Origin of the sequence: Halobacillus salinarum, from assembly GCF_022919095.1 — a bacterium.
Classification (GTDB): domain Bacteria; phylum Bacillota; class Bacilli; order Bacillales; family Halobacillaceae; genus Halobacillus_B; species Halobacillus_B salinarum.
This window is the reverse complement of record NZ_CP095073.1, coordinates 2181025-2201862: the sequence shown is the minus strand read 5'-3', so window position 1 is coordinate 2201862 and position 20838 is coordinate 2181025. Positions and strand designations below refer to the sequence as shown.

Here is a 20838-nt window from a genome sequence, read left to right as displayed (position 1 = left end):
GGAATCTGGACTAGATTGCCACTTAGTCCGCACTATAATTCCTGTTCCATGTCCATTGAACAGTCTAGGGGATTTCCCCGGCAGTCTTTGACCGTTCCTTAGCCTCTTTTGCAGTTGTGATTTCAAACAGTTACCAGCATCTTCACTTCAGTGGCCATCTGAACGTGAAAGATGTTCATACGACTGTAATCCCCTCATAACCACTCAAGGCAGGCTACGCTGCCCATATAGACGTTACTCCATATGAAGCAGGTTCATACCCCATTTCATAAAAGCTTCCGGCTCAGAAGCTATTACAAGAATGGGCCTCCGCGGAAGCAGGGTCAACGCCCACATGCCTTTGTGGATCGCCCTGCGACCTTAACTCCCAGCACCGACCCAAGGCTGGGCGCCTCAAGCCAGCACAAGGAACTTCATCGATGTGCCCTTTGGCGGATTTTTAGGCCCGCCTTCAGGAACGGAGGACCGACTAGAATACTGCACCATTCCTTTTGTAATCCTAATATATCACAATCATTGAGCTTCGACAATCAATTCGTTAATGGTCCCGTTTACTTAAATAGTCAATTAATTTTGATAACATGGTTCCTTCAGCACCGGCCGCGATTAATGATTGTTGAGCTTGTTGAACATAGTTGTTTTTCTGCTCCATCGCTCCGTCCAGACCGAGGAGTTTCGGATACGTGCTTTTGAAATTACCTTCGTCGCTGCCTACAGGCTTTCCCATTACTTCAGCATCTCCGGTCACATCCAAAATATCATCCTGAATCTGAAAAATAAGTCCCAGAGCTTCCCCCATGTTCACAAGTTCTTTTCGCTCTTCTTGAGAAGCGTTGCCTATGTAAGCCCCTGCTGATACAGCAAAATTAAGCAGGCGTCCAGTCTTATTTTTGTGTATCGTTTCAAGTGCATGGAGCGAGACTTGTTTATCTTCACTCTGCATATCAAGCATTTGCCCTGCAACCATCCCCCGGCCTCCGCTTGCTGATGAAAGTTCTTTTACGAGAAAGATTCTTTCTTCTGAGGTCAAGTTCTCTTCTTCTGCAATCACTTGAAAGCTAAGAGTAAGCAAGGCGTCCCCTGCCAGGATGGCAGTCGCCTCGTCAAACTTTCGATGACTGGTCATCTGCCCTCTGCGAACATCATCATCATCCATTGCAGGAAGATCATCATGAATTAAGGAATACGTATGAATCATCTCCAGAGCACAGGCAGCTGCCATTGCTTTTATCTCGTTCTCCCCGTAAGCTTCAGCAGTAGCTAGTAATAATATTGGGCGCAGCCGCTTTCCCCCAGCCTGAACGGAATATAGCATCGCTTCTCTAAGGCGGCCTTCATCTGTATATTCATAAATGTACTGAATCAAGTGATCATTGATATAATTTTTCTTCCTGGCGAGATACTCCGGCAAACCTTCCACTACTCTTCCTCCTGAATACTAAAAGATTCAAATTCACCATGCTCATTAAGTATTTTCTGCATTTGGTCTCCAACATGAACCAGCTTTTCATTACAAATTTTGGATAATTTCATGCCTTCCTGATAATACTGGATAGCTTTTTCCAGAGGTACATCTCCAGCCTCCAGTTTTTGGACGAGCTCTTCCAATTGATTCATGGCTTCCTCAAATGATAATTCCTGTTTATTCTCTTCCATCTTGATCCTCCTTTACCTCTTCAATTCGGCAGGATAGTGACCCGTTGCTTATTTTCACCGAAAGGAGGTCCCCTGTATCGACTTGGTTTACATTCTTAACGACCTCTCCATCAGGAGAAAAGGGAATAGCATAGCCTCTTTTCATAATATCCAAAGGGTTTAACAGCGATAATTTATCCAGAACAGCACGGAACCGGTCCTCTTTTCTTTGCCATTGGTACTGAAAATTTAATTGAAGCTGCTTCGTCTGCTTACGAAGAAACTCTGCCTGCTGTTTCGCATGTGCTTCAGGATGCTGCTGAAGGAGCCGCTGGTGCTTTTGTTTCCATCGGTCTTCCTTTTGTATGATGATTGTATTCGTCTGCTTTGTCAGCTGCTCGATCAGCCGGTCTAAATCTTGTTCTTTTTGCCGCATAAGCTGTTCAGGATATTTAAACGCATATGACTTCCTTAATCTCGTCAATCGGTGGGAAGCCTCTTTGTTACGGGCTTCCATTGCCCTTTGGGCACGGCTGGCAAGAGTCTGGATTGATCGTTTCAGTTCGCTAATCGATGGAACAGCCAGCTCCGCTGCTCCAGTAGGTGTGGCAGCACGGACATCCGCAGCAAAATCACTAATGGTAGTATCTGTTTCATGGCCAACAGCAGAGATGATAGGAATCTTGGAGTGATAAATGGCTTTAGCCACAATCTCTTCATTAAATCCCCATAAATCCTCAATAGAACCCCCGCCGCGACCAACGATTAACACATCACAATCAAGGGTTTCGTTTGCATAGCGAATGGCCTTGGCAACAGAACCCGCTGCCTCTTTTCCTTGCACAAGTACGGGCAGTATAGTTACTGGAACTACTGGGTAGCGCCTGTTAATGGTTGTAATAATATCCCTTACTGCTGCTCCGGTAGGTGAAGTTATCACACCTACATGCTTTGGATAAAGCGGAATTGACTTTTTTACTTCCGCTGCAAACAAACCTTCTTTTTGCAGCTTTTCTTTCAGTTGTTCAAATGCTAAATATAAGGCTCCTATACCATCAGGCTGCATTTCCTGAATATAAAGCTGATACTGGCCCATCGGTTCATAAACGTTGATTTCTCCCCTGACTAAAACGTTCATGCCGTTTTCAGGAGAAAAAGCAAGTTTCCGGTTGCTCCCGCGAACATCACCGCTTGGATTCTGGCATCATCATCTTTTAAAGACATGTACATATGTCCTCGGCTGTGGTGCTTAAAGTTTGAGATTTCTCCCCGCAGCCAAACATCTTTCAAATGCGAATCGTGGGAAAGCTTTCTTTTAATATACTTCGTCAATGCTGTAACGGTTAAATACCGGTCTTTCACATTTTATTCTCCTTATCGTAAGTAAAAAGAGTAGCTGATTCTACATGAATTATTTCATCATTTTAGAAAGCACTCCATTCACAAATTTACCGGATTCTTCCTCTCCAAAAGTCTTTGCCAGCTCCACAGCTTCATTAATAGCCACCTGTGAAGGGACATCTTCATTAAATTTCATTTCATAGGCAGCCATCCTGAGCGCCGTTTTTTCAACCTTTGGAAGACGATTAAAACTCCAATTAACAAGGTGGCCGGCAATCCATTCATCCAATTGCTGCTGGTTATCCGTCACCCCATGCACCAATTGATTTAAAAAAGCGTCATGGACGGGTTCATCTACAACATGCTGGATGGCCAGATCTGCTTCAATATCCCCGTTATTGATTTGAAATAATGCTTGAAAAGCTTTTTCACGTGCTGTTCTTCGATTCATGCCCAGTCTCCTTTTCGTTCTTATCCGTTTGAATAATAACATGTTCATGGCTGAAAAGCTATGTTCTAAAATGAAGAAGGACCAGCGGGGGGCTCCCCGCTGGCCGCTAACTAAAACTCTTCATTCTCGAATTCTTCTTCTTTACTCTCCATTTGTACTCCAACAATATGCACATTAATCTCTTTAATCTCGAGTGCCGTCATGTTCTTCAATGCCTGCCTCGTATTATCCTGGATTTTCTTTGCCGTATCAGGAATTGAAATTCCATAATCCATAACTACGTAAGCATCAATCAGAATTCCTTGTTCCGTTAATTCGACTTTTACACCTTTGCCGTGATTCTTCTTGCCTAATCTTTCTACAACCCCTGAAGCAAAGTTACCACGCATGGAAGCAACCCCTGCTACTTCAGAAACTGCAATCCCGGCAATTACTTCGATTACTTCGGGAGCAATCTCTACATTTCCAAGCGTTGATCCGTCGGTTACGTTTAAGAGATGATTCTCACTCATACTTGATCACTCCTTTAATCTTCTTCCTTCATTATAGTATATTTTTCTAAGAACTTTGTATTAAAGTCTCCACCAACAAAAATTTCATGCTCCATCATTCTTTGGTGGAAAGGAATGGTCGTATGGACCCCTTCAACAACGAATTCATCCAGAGCCCGTCTCATTCTCTGGATCGCTTCCTTTCGATCTTTACCATAGGTAATTAATTTTGCGACCATGGAATCGTAATAGGGCGGAATCATATAGCCTGGATATGCTGCAGAGTCCACCCTGACACCAAATCCTCCAGGAGGCAGGTACATATCGATTTTCCCTGCAGAAGGCATGAAGTTCTTAAATGGATCTTCTGCATTGATCCGGCACTCCATTGCCCAGCCTTCAAACTCAATGTCTTCCTGTTTGTAGGCGAGCTGTTCGTTATTGGCAACTAATATTTGTTCTTTAATTAAATCTACCCCCGTAACGAGCTCAGTTACCGGGTGTTCTACTTGAATTCTCGTGTTCATTTCCATGAAATAGAATGTTTCTTCCTCTTTATCAAAGATGAATTCAACGGTACCCGCACCTGAGTAGTTCACAGCCAGTGCCGCTTTCACAGCAGCGTCCCCCATTTTCTTTCTCATCTCTGGAGTGATAGCTGGAGACGGTGTTTCTTCAATGAGCTTTTGCAGCCGCCGCTGGATGGAGCAGTCTCTTTCTCCCAGGTGGATCGCATTGCCATGATTGTCAGCAAGCACCTGGATCTCCACATGACGAAAGTCTTCAATGAATTTCTCGAGATAGACACCAGGATTCCCAAAAGCTGTCTCTGCTTCCTGCTGGGTAACTTCAATCCCTTTTTTCAGGTCTTCTTCATTTCTAGCCACGCGGATTCCTTTTCCACCTCCGCCGGCCGTAGCTTTAATAATGACAGGGTAGCCGATCTCCTCAGCTATTTTTATCCCTTCTTCTTCATTTTTAATGATGCCTTCCGATCCTGGAACGACAGGTACCCCGGCTTCCCGCATCGTCTCTCTGGCCACATCCTTTGTACCCATCTTTTGAATGGCATAGGCTGACGGGCCGATAAAGGTGATGTTGCATTCGTCACACATTTCAGCAAACTCGGCATTCTCCGCCAAAAAGCCGTAGCCTGGATGAATAGCGTCTATCTCAGTTAACGTGGCAAGACTCATAATATTTGTATAGTTTAAGTAGCTGTCTTTACTTAGTTTAGGCCCTACGCAGTAGGCTTCTTCAGCGAGCTGCACATGCAGCGCCTCTTTATCCGCTTCAGAATAAATGGCCACTGTCTGGATGTTCATTTCTTTACACGCGCGTATGATCCGGACAGCAATTTCTCCCCGGTTTGCAATTAATATTTTTTTAATCAAAACGTGACACCTCCGTTACGACTTGACACGGAACAACGGCTGTCCATACTCAACTAACTCACCGTCTTCAACTAAGATCTCGACAATTTCGCCAGAGACTTCCGCTTCAATCTCATTAAAGAGTTTCATTGCTTCCACAATACAAACCACTGATTCCTCTTTTACTTGATCGCCAACAGAAACGTATGCACCTTTATCCGGGGATGGGGATTGGTAAAAGGTTCCAACCATCGGGAAGTAATTTCAACATCAAAATCTTTGGATGTATTTTTTTCTTGTTTTGGCTCGTCTTGTTCGCTGACTGCCTGAGGTTTTTTGTCTGAAGTTTCTTCAGCCTTTTCTATTGCTTCAGCAGGCTCCTGCTTTGGCGCTTCCGTTTTTACTGGTACTTCTGTAACTACCTGGCCTTGCTGTTTTTTCATGGAAACTTTTGTTCCATTTGTTTCATAACAAAATTCGTCGATGTTTGACTGGTCAATTAGTTTAATAAGTTCACGGATTTCCTGTACCTTTAACATGTTTGGCACTCCTTTATGTAGTATAACTTTATTATTTGGTACTAATAACTCCACCTAACATTCTACGACAGATTACCACTCCCCTGCAACTTCCCATCATGAAGCGTTTCCAGATCTTTATTTATAACAGGAAAAGCCCCTGTCATTTAGGACAGGGGCTTTTCCTGTTATTGCTCTGGCTGGAACTTAACATCTACTCGTTTTTCGCCAAACTCATCAGATACCATTTGAATGATTTCATTTGTAGCTGATTTAGAAAGTTCATTCGCTTTTACAGTGACGTGAACGACATCTTCATCAGAGCGAACAAGGACATCTTCATAAGGTGCGCTTGCCCGAATGGTGTTTTCTAAGATCGATTCTTTGGATTCTGCTTCCTGTAGTGCTTCCAATTTATTCATGGCATCATTCTTTTCTTCTGTACTAAAGTTGCTGGAAGCAACGATGTCTGAAAGCTGCTCCTGTAATTGATCTCTCTCATTTTGTTTATCAAGTCGGATGGCAGCAAATAATTCATCTGTAGAAAGTTGAGAAATTACAGTACCATCCTTCGTCGCATCCGCGTTTGTTTGTTCTGTATCTTTGCTTTCTTCATTCCATTGATTATCTTGAATAAAGGCCATTTCTCCATTATCTGGGGAAGTCATGTAGTAAACACTCAATACAATTAATAAACTCAGCATCGTCAACAGCCAAACCGTTTGTTTTTTTAACAAAGTAAACCCTCCTTATTGTTTAGGCAGTACAGAGATTCTATGGCTTGGTACATCCAGGACCCGTGAAACGGCTTCTACTACCCAGCCCTTCACAGTTAATTGATCCACGCCTTTAGCAGTGACAAACACTCCGCTTACCTTTGGTTTTTCGGTTTTTGTTAATAGCGGAACTTCACGGTCACCTTGACGCACCAATACCAGCTGTTCTTCTTTGGAATAGTCTTCAATCTCCCTTTCCCCCCATTCTTATCAGTTTCCTTCGTTGTTTGTTTTCCGATGATCAAATTTTTGTCATACACTTTGGATTGTGTAGCTGATAAATTGATCATGATGTCTACATCACTAACCCCTTCTATATTTTCTAAAAGTGGCTTCAATTGTTTTTCATATTCAGATTCCAGCTGTCCAATAGAATCAGTGGAGGCTGATACTTGGTCATTACTGGAGTGAGATTTTGTCTGTTCCGTCTGTTCTTGGGGAAGGGCGTCCTTGCCACTTGACGGTTTAAACCAGCTGCTTGTTAGAATGAGTAATACTCCAATTATTCCTAAACCGATGATGTACTTGGTTTTATTTAATTTTCGACCTTCTTTAGAAGATAATGGGCTGAAAAGCTTATTCCACCATTTATTCATCCTCTTCCTCCCAGCGGATTGCGATTTGATCTTTGTCAAGATCTAACTGTTTTGTGAGCCAGCCGACCACTTCCTCGTTTCTGTTTGTATCTTTTTTTTCTGGAGCATCTCCATCGATCGATATAGTAACTTCATCGACTGTGTTCTGCTCTTTGAAAGGAGAAAGTGTGACAATCAACTTGTCCAATGTATTTAATTCATAAGGTTCACCATCAAATGTCATCGACACATCTGTCAGCTTCAAGTTCATTTCTTCTTCTAAAGGCTTGGAGATCTCTTTAGAGACAGCCTGTTCGATCTGTTCTAATTTATATGCATCTTGTCCTTCAAGTATTTCATTTTTCTTCGATTCAATTGCCTCATTTAAATCTTCATCGTTGACTTGCTCCTTCATTGCCTGTTCCGCTTGATGAATAAATTGGTTTGGATCTACTTTCAAAATTTGAAGCAGCGGCCCAAGAAAGATAAGCAGCAGAAGGATTGACATGACTAAACGGGCGTATTTCTTCATGGTTCCAGAAGGCAGCAGTGCATCAGAAACCATGGCTAGTAACAGGAATAATACAATCCTTGTAATCCATTCAGTAAATAGATTCATAATCGACATCCTTATCGAACCATCATAGTAATATTGCTTGCTGCCACCATAATGACTATCACTAAAAAGAACATCATAGAAACCATCAGCAAGGAAGCGAAAATATACATGATATGGCGGCTGATCACTCCCATTGCATGAACGATTGGACCGTCGCCTAAAGGCTGAAGCAGCGCTGCTGCGATTTTGTAAATGATTGCAATCGCAAAAACTTTGATAGCAGGAAATATAGCAATTCCCAATAAAATGACGACCCCGGCAATCCCCAATGTATTCTTTAAAACGAGTGAAGCACCAAGTATTGTATCTGTAGCATCAGTGAAAAGTCTTCCGACAACAGGAACAAAATTCCCAGTTACAAACCGTGCTGTTTTCATCGTAACGCCATCTTGAACTGCTGTTACGGTTCCCTGTACACTGATGACTCCTAAAAAGATAGTTAAAAAGATCCCCATCGCCGCAAGTCCCGTTTTACGTAACAATTCAGCGAGCTGGTCGACTTTGTAAGTTTCGTTTAAAGATCCAAGGATGACTAAAAGAGCGGAAGTAGAAAACAAAGGAATCAATAAATACTTCACCAGCAACCCGCTCGACTGTACGAGCGCAACGATAATCGGGTGGAAAAATGAAATGGACATTAAATGACTGAAAGAGGCCATAATCCCTAGTAACAGTGGCAGGATCCCTATCATGAAACTGCTCATCCGGTCAATGGCATCTAGTGTATATTCAATGATTTGGTGAAAACTTTCGAGTGCCAGTGTCAAGAGCACTAGGTAAACGACCATATAAGCAATTCTGCTTACGACACTGTTTTCGAATGAAGATTGAATGGATTGAAGCAGCGTACTGAATAGTGTAAGAAACAAAAGGGAAGCCAACAGCTTTCCATTAAGCAGCAATTCGTGAAAGAAGAATTTCATCATTCCAGCCAACCAATCGTTGGATTGCAAAGGTGTTTCTGAGTTAAGAAAGTCCTGAAAATTATTCATGTTAAAGGTTGGCAGGTAGTCTCCATATTGATTGTTGATCTCATCCCAGCTCTTCTCCAGTTCCTGAGTGGAAATATGATCCACCAGAGAAGGGACGGCATCTGCAGATGTCGAAGCAGAAACGGCCAAAGGCAAGCAAAAGATTCCTGCAAGCAGACATATAAGAAAGGTTATCGATTTCATTTGATACCTCGCTAACTTACCCCGTGTGTCCCGGTATAAAGTTTAAAATCGTTTGGATAACAGCTGTCAGTATAGGTATAGCCAGCATAAGAATAAAAAGTTTACCCGCAAGCTCGACTTTAGATGCCAAAGAAGACAGACCTGCATCTCTAATTAATTGGGCTCCAAATTCAGCAATATAGGCAATGCCGATAATTTTAAGAATGGTTTTGAAATAAATCGGCTCTATATCCGCTTGTTCAGCCATATAGGACAACAATGTAAAAATATGTTTTACTTGATCAAGTATCGATAGAAAGATGACGATGACGGTAAAAATTAAGAGCAAAAAGGCTACTGATGACTTCTGCTCTTTTAACAAAATAATGAGCAAAGCAGCAACCAGTCCAAGAGAGACAATTTGTATAATATTCATGCTGCATTATCCTTGATAGAGAAACACCGATTTTATTTGGGAAAATAGTTCTGCCAGCCGGTGCAGCACGATAAACAGTACAATAATGAATCCTGTTAGCGTTACGACTTGAGCGATTTCTTCTTTTCCCATCTGTTTTAAAATACTGTGGATCATGGCGACTATGATGCCGATACCTGCAATTTGAAACAAAATGGACGCATCTTGAAGCACAATGTTCCTTCCCCCTTTTACATAATTAAAATGATGACGAGCACTCCGCTTAATACACCAATTCCTCTAGCCAGTCTTTGGTACTGGTCACACACCTCCAGAGCATCATTCAATTCCCTGTCCAGGTGATGAAGAGTGAGTTGAATTTGTTTTTGCTGCTGAATTAAGTCATGCTGACCTAATGTCTTGCCAAACTGTGTAAGGATTTCAAGTTCACTTTTCGTTAAAGCGTTTAAGGGCCAATGACTGTTTAGTTTTGCGGTCCAAAGCTCTGAAAAATCAGGACATGGTTCCGTATCCTGCACGATATCTGTAAAAAAGTAATGAATTGGCGCAGGAAGATTTCGGGAAATACTCCTGCACACTTCATAGAGCGAGGATTGACCATACACCATTTCTGCTTCAATCATTTGCAAGGCATTTTTCCATTGTCGAATGTGACTTGGTCTTTTCTTGAATTTGGATGCTACATCAAATCCTATCCAAGTCGTTACGCTAAGAATGAGGGCGGCTCCGATCCACTGCACGAATACCCCTCCCTTTTAATTGAAATAGCGTCTGACCGTTTTGATCATATACACTGGCCAATCGCTCTTTTCTTTCGGTCAATCTCTCCAGTACGATAAAGCGTTCAAATACGTTTTCTTCAATCAGCTTTTTCGCTGAAGGGCGATTCATTATTGAAGGGAGATCCAGCCCATGAATGGTACTGATAATTTTTACTCCTGTATAAATTGCTTCTCTTATTGCCTCGGCGTCTTTTTCCCCTCCAATTTCATCAACCACCAGTACATCCGGAGACATGGATCGAATCATCATCATCATTCCCTCCGCTTTTGGACAAGCATCCATCACATCGGTTCTCTCCCCAATATCAAGCTGAGGAACGCCGGAAAGACTCGCTGCAAGCTCAGAACGTTCATCCACAACAGCTACTTTCGATGCAGCCTGATAGGGTAGGTCAGTCGATATCCACTTCGTTAATTCCCGGAGGAGCGTAGTTTTTCCAGAATGCGGGGACCTATGATTAAGGTGTTGCACCATCTTCCCTCTTTTTTCAAGTAGGGCAGGAACCGTTTGGCTTGTCCTGCAGAAGCGCGGGCTATCCGGATGTTCATAAAAGATATGTTCTTAATGGTTTCCACTTTATAGTTTTCGGTGTTGACTTTGCCTGCCAGGCCGACCCGGTGTCCCCCCTCAATTGTAATGAATCCTTCTCTTAATTCATCTTTATATCGGTAGAGAGAAAACTGGCTGATTTGATTTAATACATACGATAAGTCAGCTGCCGTAAGTGCAAGATGACCGACCTTGGATCTTTGCTTCGAATCTAGCATTTCAATGGGTTGATGAATTCTTAAGCGCAGCTCCTGAACTATGGACCAGTCCACATGCTTCTCTAATAGCAGCTGGAATGATTCAGGGAACAAGCGGAGAATCTCTTTCATCCTTTTACTCCTTTGGTTTGATTTACTTCATATGTATGTGATTACTTTCTAGTTATGCCTTGCAAATGATATAAAATAGAGGGAATTTAAGAGATAGTAGAATGAAGAGAAACAAAAAAAGCTGCCCCTTAATGGAGCAGCTTTTCCGCTTCAAAATGCTTGAAATAATTAAGACTACCAGCACACATCCTGTGCACGGGTTATGCTCTTGATACGTATTTTCCATCACTTGTGTTGATCAGTAGCTTTTCTCCTTCATTTATGAAGAAAGGTACCTGTACGATTAACCCTGTCTCAAGAGTAGCGGGCTTCGTACCGCCGCTTGCTGTATCACCTTTAATACCTGGTTCAGTCTCAACGACTTCAAGTTCCACGTTATTCGGAAGTTCTACACCAATCGTTTCTCCTTGATAACTCTGGATTTGAACTTCCATGTTTTCTTTTAAATAATTGAGTTGTTGTTCTATTCGAGCCGTTGGAAGCTCCACTTGTTCAAAAGTTTCCGTGTCCATAAACGCGTGCATGTCTCCATTGGCATATAAATACTGCATTTTACGATTTTCAATATGCGCACGCTCTACCTTTTCCCCTCCACGGAAAGTTTTCTCCTGAATGTTCCCATTTCTTAAATTCCGAAGTTTAGAGCGAACGAAAGCGGCCCCTTTACCCGGCTTGACATGCTGAAAATCCAGCACCTGCCAAATATCTCCGTCTACTTCTATTGTTAAACCTGTACGAAAATCGTTTACTGAAATCATAATAATTCCTCCCTTTTATTGTTAGCCTTACAGGGTAATCAGTTCTTTATTGGAAAAATTGAGCCGCTCATTTCCCTTTTCAGTGATTACTGCGTCATCTTCTATTCTACATCCTCCAACCTGAGGAACATAAATTCCCGGCTCCACAGTCACAACCATCCCGGGCTCCAGAGTAACATCAGAGCGGAAAGACAGACCTGGACCTTCGTGAACATCCAGTCCGATTCCATGTCCCGTCGAATGACCAAAGTATTGTCCATAACCTTTCTCGTTGATGTAATCTCTTGTTAAGGCATCGGCGTCTTTTCCTGTGATTCCAGGTTTTAATCCTTCTATTCCTTTTAACTGGGCTTGTAAAACAGTTTGGTAGATCGTATGAAGCTCGTCACTGATTTCTCCTACAGCAACTGTCCGTGTGATATCGGAACAGTAGCCTTTATAGACAGCGCCAAAATCAAGCGTTACGAGCTCTCCTGACTGGATCTTTTTCTCTGACGCAACGCCATGGGGAAGTGCAGAGCGGTATCCGGAAGCTACAATAATGTCAAAGCTTGAGGAGGAAGCTCCTTGTTTGCGCATGAAAAATTCCAGTTCGTTTGAAACATCAATTTCCTTTACACCAGGCTTAATAAACCCAAGAATATGATCAAATGCTTTATCCGCTATTTTGGCTGCATCTTTTAAAATAGTAAGTTCCTCTTCGGTCTTTATTAAACGTAATCGCTCTACCAATCCTGAAGTTGGAACAAGCTCCGCTTCTAAATGATTGGTTAATTGTTCGTAAACATCATATGTAACATGGCTTTTTTCAAATCCTATTTTACTCAAACCAAGTTTGGAAACCTGTCTGCCTGCTTCTTCATAAATAGGGCCTTTATGTTCAATCATCTGAAAATCTTGAGCCTGATCTCTTGCCTGTTCAGTATATCGAAAGTCTGTAATAATCAGTGCTTCATTCCCAGTAATGAGAAGAACTCCTGAAGAACCTGTAAAGTCTGACATATATCTTCTGTTTTTAGGACTCTGGATAATCATCCCATCCAGTCCATTTTCATGTAAAGCTTCGCGAAGCTTTGCCAATCTATTCATTCCTCTATCTCCCTTCTTTTTCTATCATGTTCAGAAGACCGTGTGCTGCCATTCGGTAACCTTCGATCCCAAAGCCCACGATTTGTCCCGCAGAAACCGGGGCAATCATGGAGTGGTGACGAAAGGCTTCTCGCTTGTGTACATTAGAGATATGTACCTCTATGACAGGAACATCAATCGCGCTTACAGCGTCTCGAATTGCTATACTGGTATGCGTATAAGCTGCAGGGTTAAAAATGATACCGGATACATTATTTTGAGACTGCTGAAGTTTATCAATCAGTTCCCCTTCATGATTGGATTGAAAATGATCAAGCTCATAGCCGGCTTCAGCTGCCGTCTCATTCACCAGTTCAATAATTTTCTGAAGTGTTTCACTACCATAAGTTTCTGGCTCTCTCTGCCCAAGCAAATTTAAGTTTGGACCATTTAATAAAAGTAATCGCTTCATCGGGTCATTTCACTTCCTTGCTTAAAAGGTCACACAAGTGTAGTTTATCATATTCATCCTTCTTTTGAATAATTATTCGCGGAATGGTTGAACTGGTTATATTCATAAGAAATTGAATAACCGATGAAAACTCCATATAACAAAAACAGACATCCTGTCGTTACAAGGGTGTCACTTGATAAATCCATAATTCCCGGCACTGCTGGAAATAAGGGATCAAGAATAACGAAAATCAGGACAAACAAAGTGACTGCCAAAAACACGCCTGGCCACATGCCATTTTTTCGTTTTAAACACATATAATAGATAAAAGCCGTTATGATCGACAACAAGGCAACCACAATAACAGCCAAAACTTCTCCCAACCAGGTTCCTGTCCAGCTGGTTTGAAAGTAGGAGCGGAAAATAAACGAGGCAGCAGAAATTTGAGTGAAATGAAAATAGTACGCAAGGACTCCAATTGCTCCCCATAAAGCACCAGCTACAAAACCTATGAGTAAAGATTTAGATAAAACGCTCTGGGCAGGTTCTTTTTTATTCTGTTCATGTGTTTTATCGGACATCATTCATCACCTCAGTTTTTATCATATCCTGTCGAACAATTTTCATGCTTAGCTTTCTATGTAAAAGGGTAGTGATTACAGCCATAATAAGGTAAAATAGAAGGAAGAACCTAAGGATGACGAGGTGTAGAGATGCGAGAAAAGAAACAGACTGCTTACGGAGGTCAAGCCGTTGTGGAAGGTGTTATGTTTGCCGGCCAAACGAGTTATGTGACTGCCGTGAGACGAAAAGATAATAGTATTGAATATTTTGAGCTCGATAGGAAAGAATCTAAAATAGCAAAACGCCTAAAGAAAGTCCCTTTTCTGCGCGGACTGGTGGCCTTGATTCAAGCAAGTGCTAATGGAACCAAGCATTTAAATTTTTCAAGTGAACGTTACGATGTTCATCCTGATGAAGATGAGAAAATAAAAAGTGAAGAAGAAACATCAAAGCTGGCGATGATCCTAGGTGTAGGGGCTTTAGGAGTATTGTCCTTCCTGTTTGGTAAACTCATTTTCACCATTACACCAGCTGTAGTTGCGAACTTTTTCAGTCCAGTGATATCAAGTAATGTTGGTCAGATCATGCTGGAAAGCTTTTTCAAGCTCATGCTGCTGCTTGTCTACATTTATTTAATTTCGATGACCCCCATCATTCGCCGGGTCTTCCAGTACCATGGAGCTGAACACAAAGTGATCAATGCATTTGAAAACGGCGCCCCTCTGACAGTTGAAGGAGTTCAAAAACAGTCCAGGCTGCATTATCGCTGTGGATCAAGTTTTATTCTATTTACGGTCATAGTCGGTATGTTTGTTTACATGTTTGTCGCCACTGATCCATTATGGTGGAGAATTTTGAACAGGGTTTTATTAATCCCTGTAGTCATTGGAATCTCATTTGAGGTTCTTCAGTTAACGAACAAAGTACGAAATGTACCGCTTTTAAATGTTTTAGGCTATCCCGGGCTTTGGCTTCAACTGCTTACTACAAAAGAGCCGAAAGATGATCAAGTGGAAGTGGCTATCCATTCATTCAAGAAGGTGCTCGAAAATGATAAAAAACGCCAGAAAAGTGGTATATATAATAGTAAGGTGATTTCTTAGGCGAGTTAATTCAGAAGGGAGGAACATAAAATGTTTCGCAAATGGATGACCCCTGTTATTTACACTCTTATTGCCCTTGCTGTTTTCTATGTAGCCAATCAACTGTTCACTAATACTACCGGATTTCTTACACGAATTGTCATGATGATCGGTATCGCTGTCTTAATCTACGGAGCGATTTACTTTATTTTTCTACGTAACCGTTCATTCGCTGGCGGCAACCGTAATGAAATGAAAAAATATAAACAAGCAGTAAAACAGTCCAAGCAAAAATATAAGGCTCCGACTGTTAAGAAAAGCACCCCTGCCAAGCCTCAGATGGCTAAACCTTCACCTATCGGGAAGAAAAAGCGCAAAAGAAACAACAGCCCTCACTTGCGCGTAATTGAAGGAAATAAAAATAAAGGTAAAAATCGAGCCTCATTTTAATAATGGGCTCGATTTTTTTATCTACTCCATCTTTTTAAAAACATTTCTGCCTGAGTTCTTCCTATTTGCAGTAGTCGTTCTTCCTGTTCATTCGTCATTTGAAATTCTGTCGTATTCACTTCATTTACTGGAATAAAAATTACATCTTTACTCGTAGAGGGAGAAATATACCGTGCATCATGAGCTTGTTTCATCGTTTTGAAGAGAGCATGAAACATTTGGATGGCATTACGGATTTTTCTTTCCGGAAGTTTGTCAGGCGGGTCGCTTAGCTGCATTCCGAGTATAGGGCGTTTACGCGCCCCTTTTCCATTATCCCAAATCCAGATGGGAAAGTTACTTAGTACTCCGCCATCGATAATAATGGATTTTCCTTTTTTTCCATGTAATTTTACCGGCATGAAAAAATAAGGCAGCCCCGCACTCATTCTCACCGCTTTTGCTACGGAAAACGTGGCTGGATCTATTCCATAGACCGGCTTTAAATCATCGGGAACTACAATCATTCTCCCTAATGTTAAGTCTGAGCAGACGACCTTTAAGGTTCCTTTTGGTATATCGGAAAAAGTCCGGACCCCTTTGTTTTCCAGCCAGCCTTCTATGATTTTTTCTAATCGGTTACCCTTATATAAACCCATCCGATAATAAAGAAGCAGCCACTTCGAGAAAGGAAAAAACCGCTCTGGAACGGGGACGTCTATTAAATCCTCCAGCGAAATAGTTTTTAATAGCGATTGGAGATCCTGGCTTGAATATCCCGCAGCAATTAAACTGGCCATGATCGCACCTGCTGAAGTTCCAGCAACACGCGCGAAGGTATACCCATTTTCTTCAAGAACTTCATAAGCTCCTGCAAATGCTAAAGCTTTAACACCCCCGCCAGAAAACACTCCATCAACCTTCATTCCACTCACCCCGCTTTTACTTCATGTATAAACGGGAGGAAGTGTAATTAGAACAGGAATAAAGGAAGATCGTGAACACTACATCTATTGTCATAAAGACAGATCAGCTTAGATATGTCGAACAATTTCCGAATGATTCCTTTCATAGGCGAATATATAAAAAAGCTTGCAGATAAGAGTATTTATCTACAAGCTGAAGTTCACATTATTCTTCATTTTGTTCTTCGTTTTTACGCTGTACCTCTCTTAATTCACCAACTCGTTCTGAGTTCTCATCGAAATACTGGACAAGATCCCCAATTCGATCAATCGAGTTCCAGCTTAAGTGATGCTCGATTCCTTCTACGTCTTCGTAAATATTATCCGAATCCACACCAATGATTTCTAAGAATTGTTCTAGTAGTTCGTGACGGTAGACCAGCCTCTTTCCGACTTTCTTTCCTTTCGGAGTCAGGATAAGCCCCCGGTACTTTTCATAATTTAAATATTGATCTCGATCCAGCTTCTGAACCATTTTTGTCACAGAGGAAGGATGAACCTGGAGATTTTCTGCGATGTCGGATACACGAGCATATCCTTTATCTTCTATGAGTATATAAATTTGTTCAATGTAATCTTCCATGCTTGGTGTTGGCATGTTAAACCCCCAATATTGCCTGTCTTTATGTACATTCTCCATAAAAATGATACACTAGTTTCCTTAAGCTGACAAGCAATGACTGATTAATAAAGAAGCATCGGTCTGTAGTTACCGATGCTTCTTTATCGCTTATTATAACCCGCACTTCAATTGAGCATTACAATTCGTGCAAGTATTACATCCGCCTATATCTTCCACTGTTCCTTCACGGCAGACCGGGCATGTATCTCCGACTTCAGAACCGATCGTGACCTTTGTTTTATCTAGTTCATGAACCGTATCCATTAATACGACTCTCGGTTTCTTATCTTCTTCGAAGTCAAATTCTGTCTGCTCCCCTTCAAATTCATTTTCTTCTGCCTTCAAAGTGAGAACTTGGCTGTCCCGGCTGCCATCGACATAGACCGTTCCGCCTTTAGCTCCACCTCGGTATAGGCGCTGATACACTTTCTCAACCTGTTCCACTGCATAGCCTTTTGGAGCATTGACTGTCTTGGAAATAGAACTGTCGACCCAGCGTTGAATAACACACTGAGTATCAGCATGAGCTTCCGGGCTCATCGTCATGGCAGTGACAAACCATTTCGGAAGATTCTCAGGATCCTGATCCGGGTGCTCTTCTAAATATTCTTTTACAATGTCTGCTTTTACTTCAATAAACTTACCTAACCTGCCGCTTCTAAAGTAGGAAAAGGAAAAATAAGGTTCAAGTCCTGTACTCACTCCTACCATAGTACCTGTGCTTCCAGTTGGGGCTACAGTCAGCAAGTGGGAATTGCGAATCCCGTAATTTCTTATGCCATCCCGAATATCTTCAGGCATGTTCTTCATATAGCCTGTGGAAATAAATTGTTCGCGCAGCTCTTTCGTTTCCTGTTCAGTTGTTCCTTGCAAAAATGGGAAGCTGCCTTTCTCCTTCGCTAGTTCTATTGAGGCTCGATAAGCCGTTGTCGCTATCGTCTCAAAGATTTTATCCACGAGGATATTTCCTTCTTCAGACCCATATTCTGTTTCACAATAGATGAGAAGATCATGAAGGCCCATCACGCCAAGACCAACACGCCGCTCTCCCAGCGCCTGTACTTTATTATCCTCCAGGAAGTAAGGCGTAGCGTCAATAACATTATCCTGCATTCTTACCCCGGTCTTTACTATGCGCTCCAGCTTTTCATAATCAACTTTCTTTGCGCCTTTATCCGCAACAGATGCAAGATTCACAGCGGCAAGATTACATACTGAATACGGGGCAAGCGGCTGTTCCCCACATGGATTAGTCGCTACTACTTTTTGGCCGTAGGCGGTCGCATTTGTTTTATCATTGGCATTGTCAATAAAGAAAATCCCTGGTTCTGCAGAATAGGTAGCACAAATATTAATTAAATTCCATAATTCTTTTGCACGTACCGTACGGTAATTGCGAATGCCAAACCCTCGGGTCTCCCACTCACGTACATCTCCGCTGTTCTGCCACTCTGTATTGTAGACCTTCATTTCTTCCGGGGTATAGGATTCAACATCTGGAAAACGAAGCGTGTAGTTCTCATCGTTTTCCACTGCATCCATAAATTCTTTCGTAATACAAACGGAAATATTGGCGCCGGTCAGAAAATCAGGATTGTGTACGGTATACGTTCCCCCAGTGTTTAGTTTATCTACAGCTTCACCAAGACCTTTATCGGTAAATCCGCCCTGTCCCGGCATCGTTTTGTAGTTTAGGACACTTTGGTATAAATCTTTCTCCGTTTCTGTAAGCGGGGTGAATTTCAGCTTATCCTTCGCCAATTGCTTGATGAGTTCATCTTCTGTATTTTCAATTAAAAACCTTAAAATTCTAGGGTTCTGCATTTTAGAAATAATAAATTCAATAATATCCGGATGCCAGTCCGCCAGCATAATCATCTGTGCTCCACGCATTTTGTTACACTTCTTTATTGAAGGGCCGGGTCATTTCTGCCAGGCTCTTGTACTTTCATACAAGGTCAGACTATATCATCAAAGTGAAAGTCACTTTGTCTCGCGCCTCATAAAGACGTTGCCATCCTTATGATTTACTCTTCCCATAGAAATGACTCCTTAGGGAATTTCAATAGTCGTTGAACTTTTATCTCCATTTCCAGAGATACTTAGCTGCTGATTGCCCAATCCTGATTATTTTTATACCTTCATGCTTACTGTTACCAGTCACATTGTGGTTAACCAGGCTCTAAGGGGGTTCCAGCAATTCACGAGATTTTAATCCCGCCATGGTGTTAACGGGATCCTCCTTGCTCCACTAAATGTGTGAGCTTGGCAATATCATCGAGCCACGAAACAGAGCCGGATGATTTTCCATTTACGCCTCTTGCCAATGTATTTCGCGGTCTTAAAGTGGAACCGTTTGTTCCGACACCCCCGCCTCTTGACATGATTTCCATCACTTGTTTCCGATGGTCCGAGATTCCTTCCCTCGAGTCCTGAATATACGGCATCACATAACAATTGAAGTAGGTGACATCCGTATTTGAACCTGCCCCATAGAGAACTCTCCCCGCAGGAATAAAGTTCATCTCAGAAAGTTCCTGATAGAAGCGGTCGAAGCTTTTATTCTTTTTCTCTTCCGTTTCTTCGACCTCAGCAAGCCCGGTTGCGTTTCGTTTAGCTATTTGTTCATAAAAAACTTCAAGAGGCTTATCAATAGTGTCGAGGTTTCGTGTAATCAGACCTGTCTGCCTTTCTTCTTCATGGTCCAGCACATTGACAAATTCATTCTCCACTTTCACAACAGCTTCATGTTTTTCCCAATTAATGGACTCGATAAATCCAAATCCTCTAGCTGGAAATTTAGGGTCGTCCTTGACCGTCAGCACGACAAAATCTCCTTCAGCTAATGTCAGCTTTTCCGTATCTTTAAATGCGTAACGGTCCAGCATAACGAGTCGTGAGACCCCGCGGTGGGTCAAGTGCATGTCCGAAGTAATTTCGTGAACTTGAGGAAATTGCCTGATATCTGCATTCAAGCGATCCACGTTAATTTTTGCATGGGTTTCATCAGTGGCAGTCGTGTGCATCTAAAAACCTCTCCCTTACGAATAATAATAATTTACGAGTTGCTTTATCTATTGTTGTCGGTTTACAATTACTTTATTGTTTATAAGTAACATACCACATTTATTCAGCTTTAATCAATATATTGTGTTTATTTAAAAACTTTTTTCTATATATAGTATCCTTTGAACGGATATATCGAATTTTGTCAATTGTTGAAACGTCAGAAATGAAAAGCCTTTGCAAGCTAAGGAAAGCAATCCACCTGTTTTTCTTACTAGACAGGGTTTTTTCTACGTTGCAAAAATAAAACTCCTTTTCTCCCTCCCTTCAAGCTTTTCATAAGCAGCAGGAAATCAAAAATTCTTTGAAAAGCGACGATTTCAATCCTATAATAGATTAGGGAAAGAGAATGGGGGGAAATCAAATGGATACGAACTTTTGGATCTTGTTAGGCATACTTATCGTCTTAATTGCTTTTAGTTTGTATAGATTCCTGAAAGCTAGAAAAATTGTCACGACTTTGTCGGAGGAAGAGTTTCGTCAGGGTTATCGAAAAGCCCAATTGATCGACGTCCGGGAACCAAAAGAATTTGAAGGCGGCCATATATTAGGGGCACGCAATATCCCGCTGTCTCAAATGCGAAACCGGCTGATGGAAATTCGTAAAGACAAGCCTGTGTACCTTTACTGCCAAAACAGTACACGCTCGACTCGAGCAGCACTGATGTTGAACAAAAAAGGCTACCAAGACTTGAATGTACTTCAAGGCGGATTCAAAAAATGGACAGGAAAAATTAAAAAGAAGAAATAACAATGATTCCCCGTAATCCTACTTCTCTTACAAGGACTACGGGGAATGT

General features: G+C 41.8%; 22 protein-coding genes and 5 pseudogenes. 3 read left to right on the top strand and 24 right to left on the bottom strand.

Annotated features, from left to right (window positions below):
• Window positions 1-538: 538 nt before the first annotated feature.
• From MUN89_RS11280 to MUN89_RS11185, 20 genes and pseudogenes are all read right to left on the bottom strand, one after another.
• A complete protein-coding gene (locus MUN89_RS11280) occupies window positions 539-1420 on the bottom strand; it encodes a polyprenyl synthetase family protein (RefSeq protein WP_244707778.1) in 882 nt (293 codons plus the stop codon).
• A complete protein-coding gene (locus MUN89_RS11275; RefSeq protein ID WP_244707776.1) occupies window positions 1420-1656 on the bottom strand; it encodes an exodeoxyribonuclease VII small subunit in 237 nt (78 codons plus the stop codon). Before MUN89_RS11275 ends, MUN89_RS11280 begins: the two co-directional genes overlap by 1 nt.
• Window positions 1643-2997: pseudogene (gene xseA, locus MUN89_RS11270) on the bottom strand (exodeoxyribonuclease VII large subunit). The gene MUN89_RS11275 and the pseudogene xseA overlap by 14 nt, the downstream one beginning before the upstream one ends.
• Before the next feature lie 49 nt (window positions 2998-3046).
• Entirely contained in the window at window positions 3047-3427 is a 381-nt protein-coding gene (nusB, locus tag MUN89_RS11265; protein WP_244707774.1) for a transcription antitermination factor NusB, read from the bottom strand.
• Window positions 3428-3537: 110 nt separating this feature from the next.
• Complete coding sequence (locus MUN89_RS11260; protein ID WP_244707772.1) at window positions 3538-3939, bottom strand: Asp23/Gls24 family envelope stress response protein; 402 nt, start codon at window positions 3937-3939, stop codon at window positions 3538-3540.
• A 14-nt stretch (window positions 3940-3953) separates the two neighbouring features.
• Entirely contained in the window at window positions 3954-5312 is a 1359-nt protein-coding gene (gene accC, locus MUN89_RS11255; protein ID WP_244707770.1) for an acetyl-CoA carboxylase biotin carboxylase subunit, read from the bottom strand.
• Between the two features lie 15 nt (window positions 5313-5327).
• A pseudogene (accB, locus tag MUN89_RS11250) lies at window positions 5328-5830 on the bottom strand (acetyl-CoA carboxylase biotin carboxyl carrier protein).
• 167 nt (window positions 5831-5997) lie between these two features.
• The gene (locus MUN89_RS11245; protein WP_244707768.1) at window positions 5998-6546 is read right to left on the bottom strand and encodes a SpoIIIAH-like family protein; all 549 of its coding nucleotides are present in this window, start codon (window positions 6544-6546) and stop codon (window positions 5998-6000) included.
• 12 nt (window positions 6547-6558) lie between these two features.
• A complete protein-coding gene (locus MUN89_RS11240; protein ID WP_244707767.1) occupies window positions 6559-6741 on the bottom strand; it encodes a hypothetical protein in 183 nt (60 codons plus the stop codon).
• On the bottom strand, window positions 6705-7181 hold the full coding sequence (locus tag MUN89_RS11235) for a hypothetical protein (protein ID WP_244707765.1): 477 nt from the start codon (window positions 7179-7181) through the stop codon (window positions 6705-6707). Before MUN89_RS11235 ends, MUN89_RS11240 begins: the two co-directional genes overlap by 37 nt.
• Window positions 7174-7779, bottom strand: coding sequence for a stage III sporulation protein AF (spoIIIAF, locus tag MUN89_RS11230; protein ID WP_244707763.1), 606 nt, complete (start codon window positions 7777-7779; stop codon window positions 7174-7176). The genes MUN89_RS11235 and spoIIIAF overlap by 8 nt, the downstream gene beginning before the upstream one ends.
• Before the next feature lie 11 nt (window positions 7780-7790).
• Window positions 7791-8954: a stage III sporulation protein AE gene (gene spoIIIAE / locus MUN89_RS11225; RefSeq protein WP_244707761.1), complete on the bottom strand. Its 1164-nt coding sequence runs from the start codon at window positions 8952-8954 to the stop codon at window positions 7791-7793.
• A 16-nt stretch (window positions 8955-8970) separates the two neighbouring features.
• Window positions 8971-9369 carry a stage III sporulation protein AD gene (gene spoIIIAD, locus MUN89_RS11220; protein ID WP_244707759.1) on the bottom strand — a complete coding sequence of 133 codons (399 nt, stop codon included), beginning with the start codon at window positions 9367-9369 and terminating at the stop codon, window positions 8971-8973.
• Between the two features lie 6 nt (window positions 9370-9375).
• On the bottom strand, window positions 9376-9582 hold the full coding sequence (gene spoIIIAC, locus MUN89_RS11215) for a stage III sporulation protein AC (protein WP_244707757.1): 207 nt from the start codon (window positions 9580-9582) through the stop codon (window positions 9376-9378).
• A 17-nt stretch (window positions 9583-9599) separates the two neighbouring features.
• Window positions 9600-10109 carry a stage III sporulation protein SpoIIIAB gene (gene spoIIIAB / locus MUN89_RS11210; protein WP_244707755.1) on the bottom strand — a complete coding sequence of 170 codons (510 nt, stop codon included), beginning with the start codon at window positions 10107-10109 and terminating at the stop codon, window positions 9600-9602.
• Window positions 10078-11030 (bottom strand): annotated as a pseudogene (spoIIIAA, locus tag MUN89_RS11205) (stage III sporulation protein AA). Before spoIIIAA ends, spoIIIAB begins: the two are co-directional and overlap by 32 nt.
• A gap of 200 nt (window positions 11031-11230) precedes the next feature.
• Window positions 11231-11788: an elongation factor P gene (gene efp / locus MUN89_RS11200; RefSeq protein WP_244707754.1), complete on the bottom strand. Its 558-nt coding sequence runs from the start codon at window positions 11786-11788 to the stop codon at window positions 11231-11233.
• Between the two features lie 27 nt (window positions 11789-11815).
• Entirely contained in the window at window positions 11816-12877 is a 1062-nt protein-coding gene (locus tag MUN89_RS11195; RefSeq protein ID WP_244707752.1) for a M24 family metallopeptidase, read from the bottom strand.
• Window positions 12878-12881: 4 nt separating this feature from the next.
• Window positions 12882-13328: a type II 3-dehydroquinate dehydratase gene (gene aroQ / locus MUN89_RS11190; protein ID WP_244707751.1), complete on the bottom strand. Its 447-nt coding sequence runs from the start codon at window positions 13326-13328 to the stop codon at window positions 12882-12884.
• A 53-nt stretch (window positions 13329-13381) separates the two neighbouring features.
• Window positions 13382-13891, bottom strand: coding sequence for a YqhR family membrane protein (locus tag MUN89_RS11185; RefSeq protein ID WP_244707749.1), 510 nt, complete (start codon window positions 13889-13891; stop codon window positions 13382-13384).
• Window positions 13892-14023: 132 nt separating this feature from the next.
• On the opposite strand from MUN89_RS11185, the gene MUN89_RS11180 reads away from it, so the two are divergent.
• Window positions 14024-14977 carry a DUF1385 domain-containing protein gene (locus tag MUN89_RS11180; protein WP_244707747.1) on the top strand — a complete coding sequence of 318 codons (954 nt, stop codon included), beginning with the start codon at window positions 14024-14026 and terminating at the stop codon, window positions 14975-14977.
• Between the two features lie 30 nt (window positions 14978-15007).
• Window positions 15008-15406, top strand: a complete 399-nt coding sequence (locus tag MUN89_RS11175; protein WP_244707746.1) for an SA1362 family protein — start codon at window positions 15008-15010, stop codon at window positions 15404-15406.
• A gap of 17 nt (window positions 15407-15423) precedes the next feature.
• Here MUN89_RS11175 and MUN89_RS11170 read toward each other — a convergent pair whose 3' ends face one another.
• From MUN89_RS11170 to MUN89_RS11155, 4 genes and pseudogenes are all read right to left on the bottom strand, one after another.
• Window positions 15424-16311 carry a patatin-like phospholipase family protein gene (locus MUN89_RS11170; protein WP_244707744.1) on the bottom strand — a complete coding sequence of 296 codons (888 nt, stop codon included), beginning with the start codon at window positions 16309-16311 and terminating at the stop codon, window positions 15424-15426.
• Between the two features lie 205 nt (window positions 16312-16516).
• Window positions 16517-16948, bottom strand: a complete 432-nt coding sequence (gene mntR / locus MUN89_RS11165) for a transcriptional regulator MntR (protein WP_244707742.1) — start codon at window positions 16946-16948, stop codon at window positions 16517-16519.
• A gap of 135 nt (window positions 16949-17083) precedes the next feature.
• A pseudogene (locus MUN89_RS11160) lies at window positions 17084-18862 on the bottom strand (vitamin B12-dependent ribonucleotide reductase); the annotation flags it as partial.
• A 341-nt stretch (window positions 18863-19203) separates the two neighbouring features.
• Window positions 19204-19998, bottom strand: a pseudogene (locus MUN89_RS11155) (ribonucleotide reductase N-terminal alpha domain-containing protein); the annotation flags it as partial.
• Between the two features lie 404 nt (window positions 19999-20402).
• On the opposite strand from MUN89_RS11155, the gene MUN89_RS11150 reads away from it, so the two are divergent.
• Window positions 20403-20789 carry a rhodanese-like domain-containing protein gene (locus MUN89_RS11150; protein ID WP_244707740.1) on the top strand — a complete coding sequence of 129 codons (387 nt, stop codon included), beginning with the start codon at window positions 20403-20405 and terminating at the stop codon, window positions 20787-20789.
• The last annotated feature ends 49 nt before the right edge of the window (window positions 20790-20838 follow it).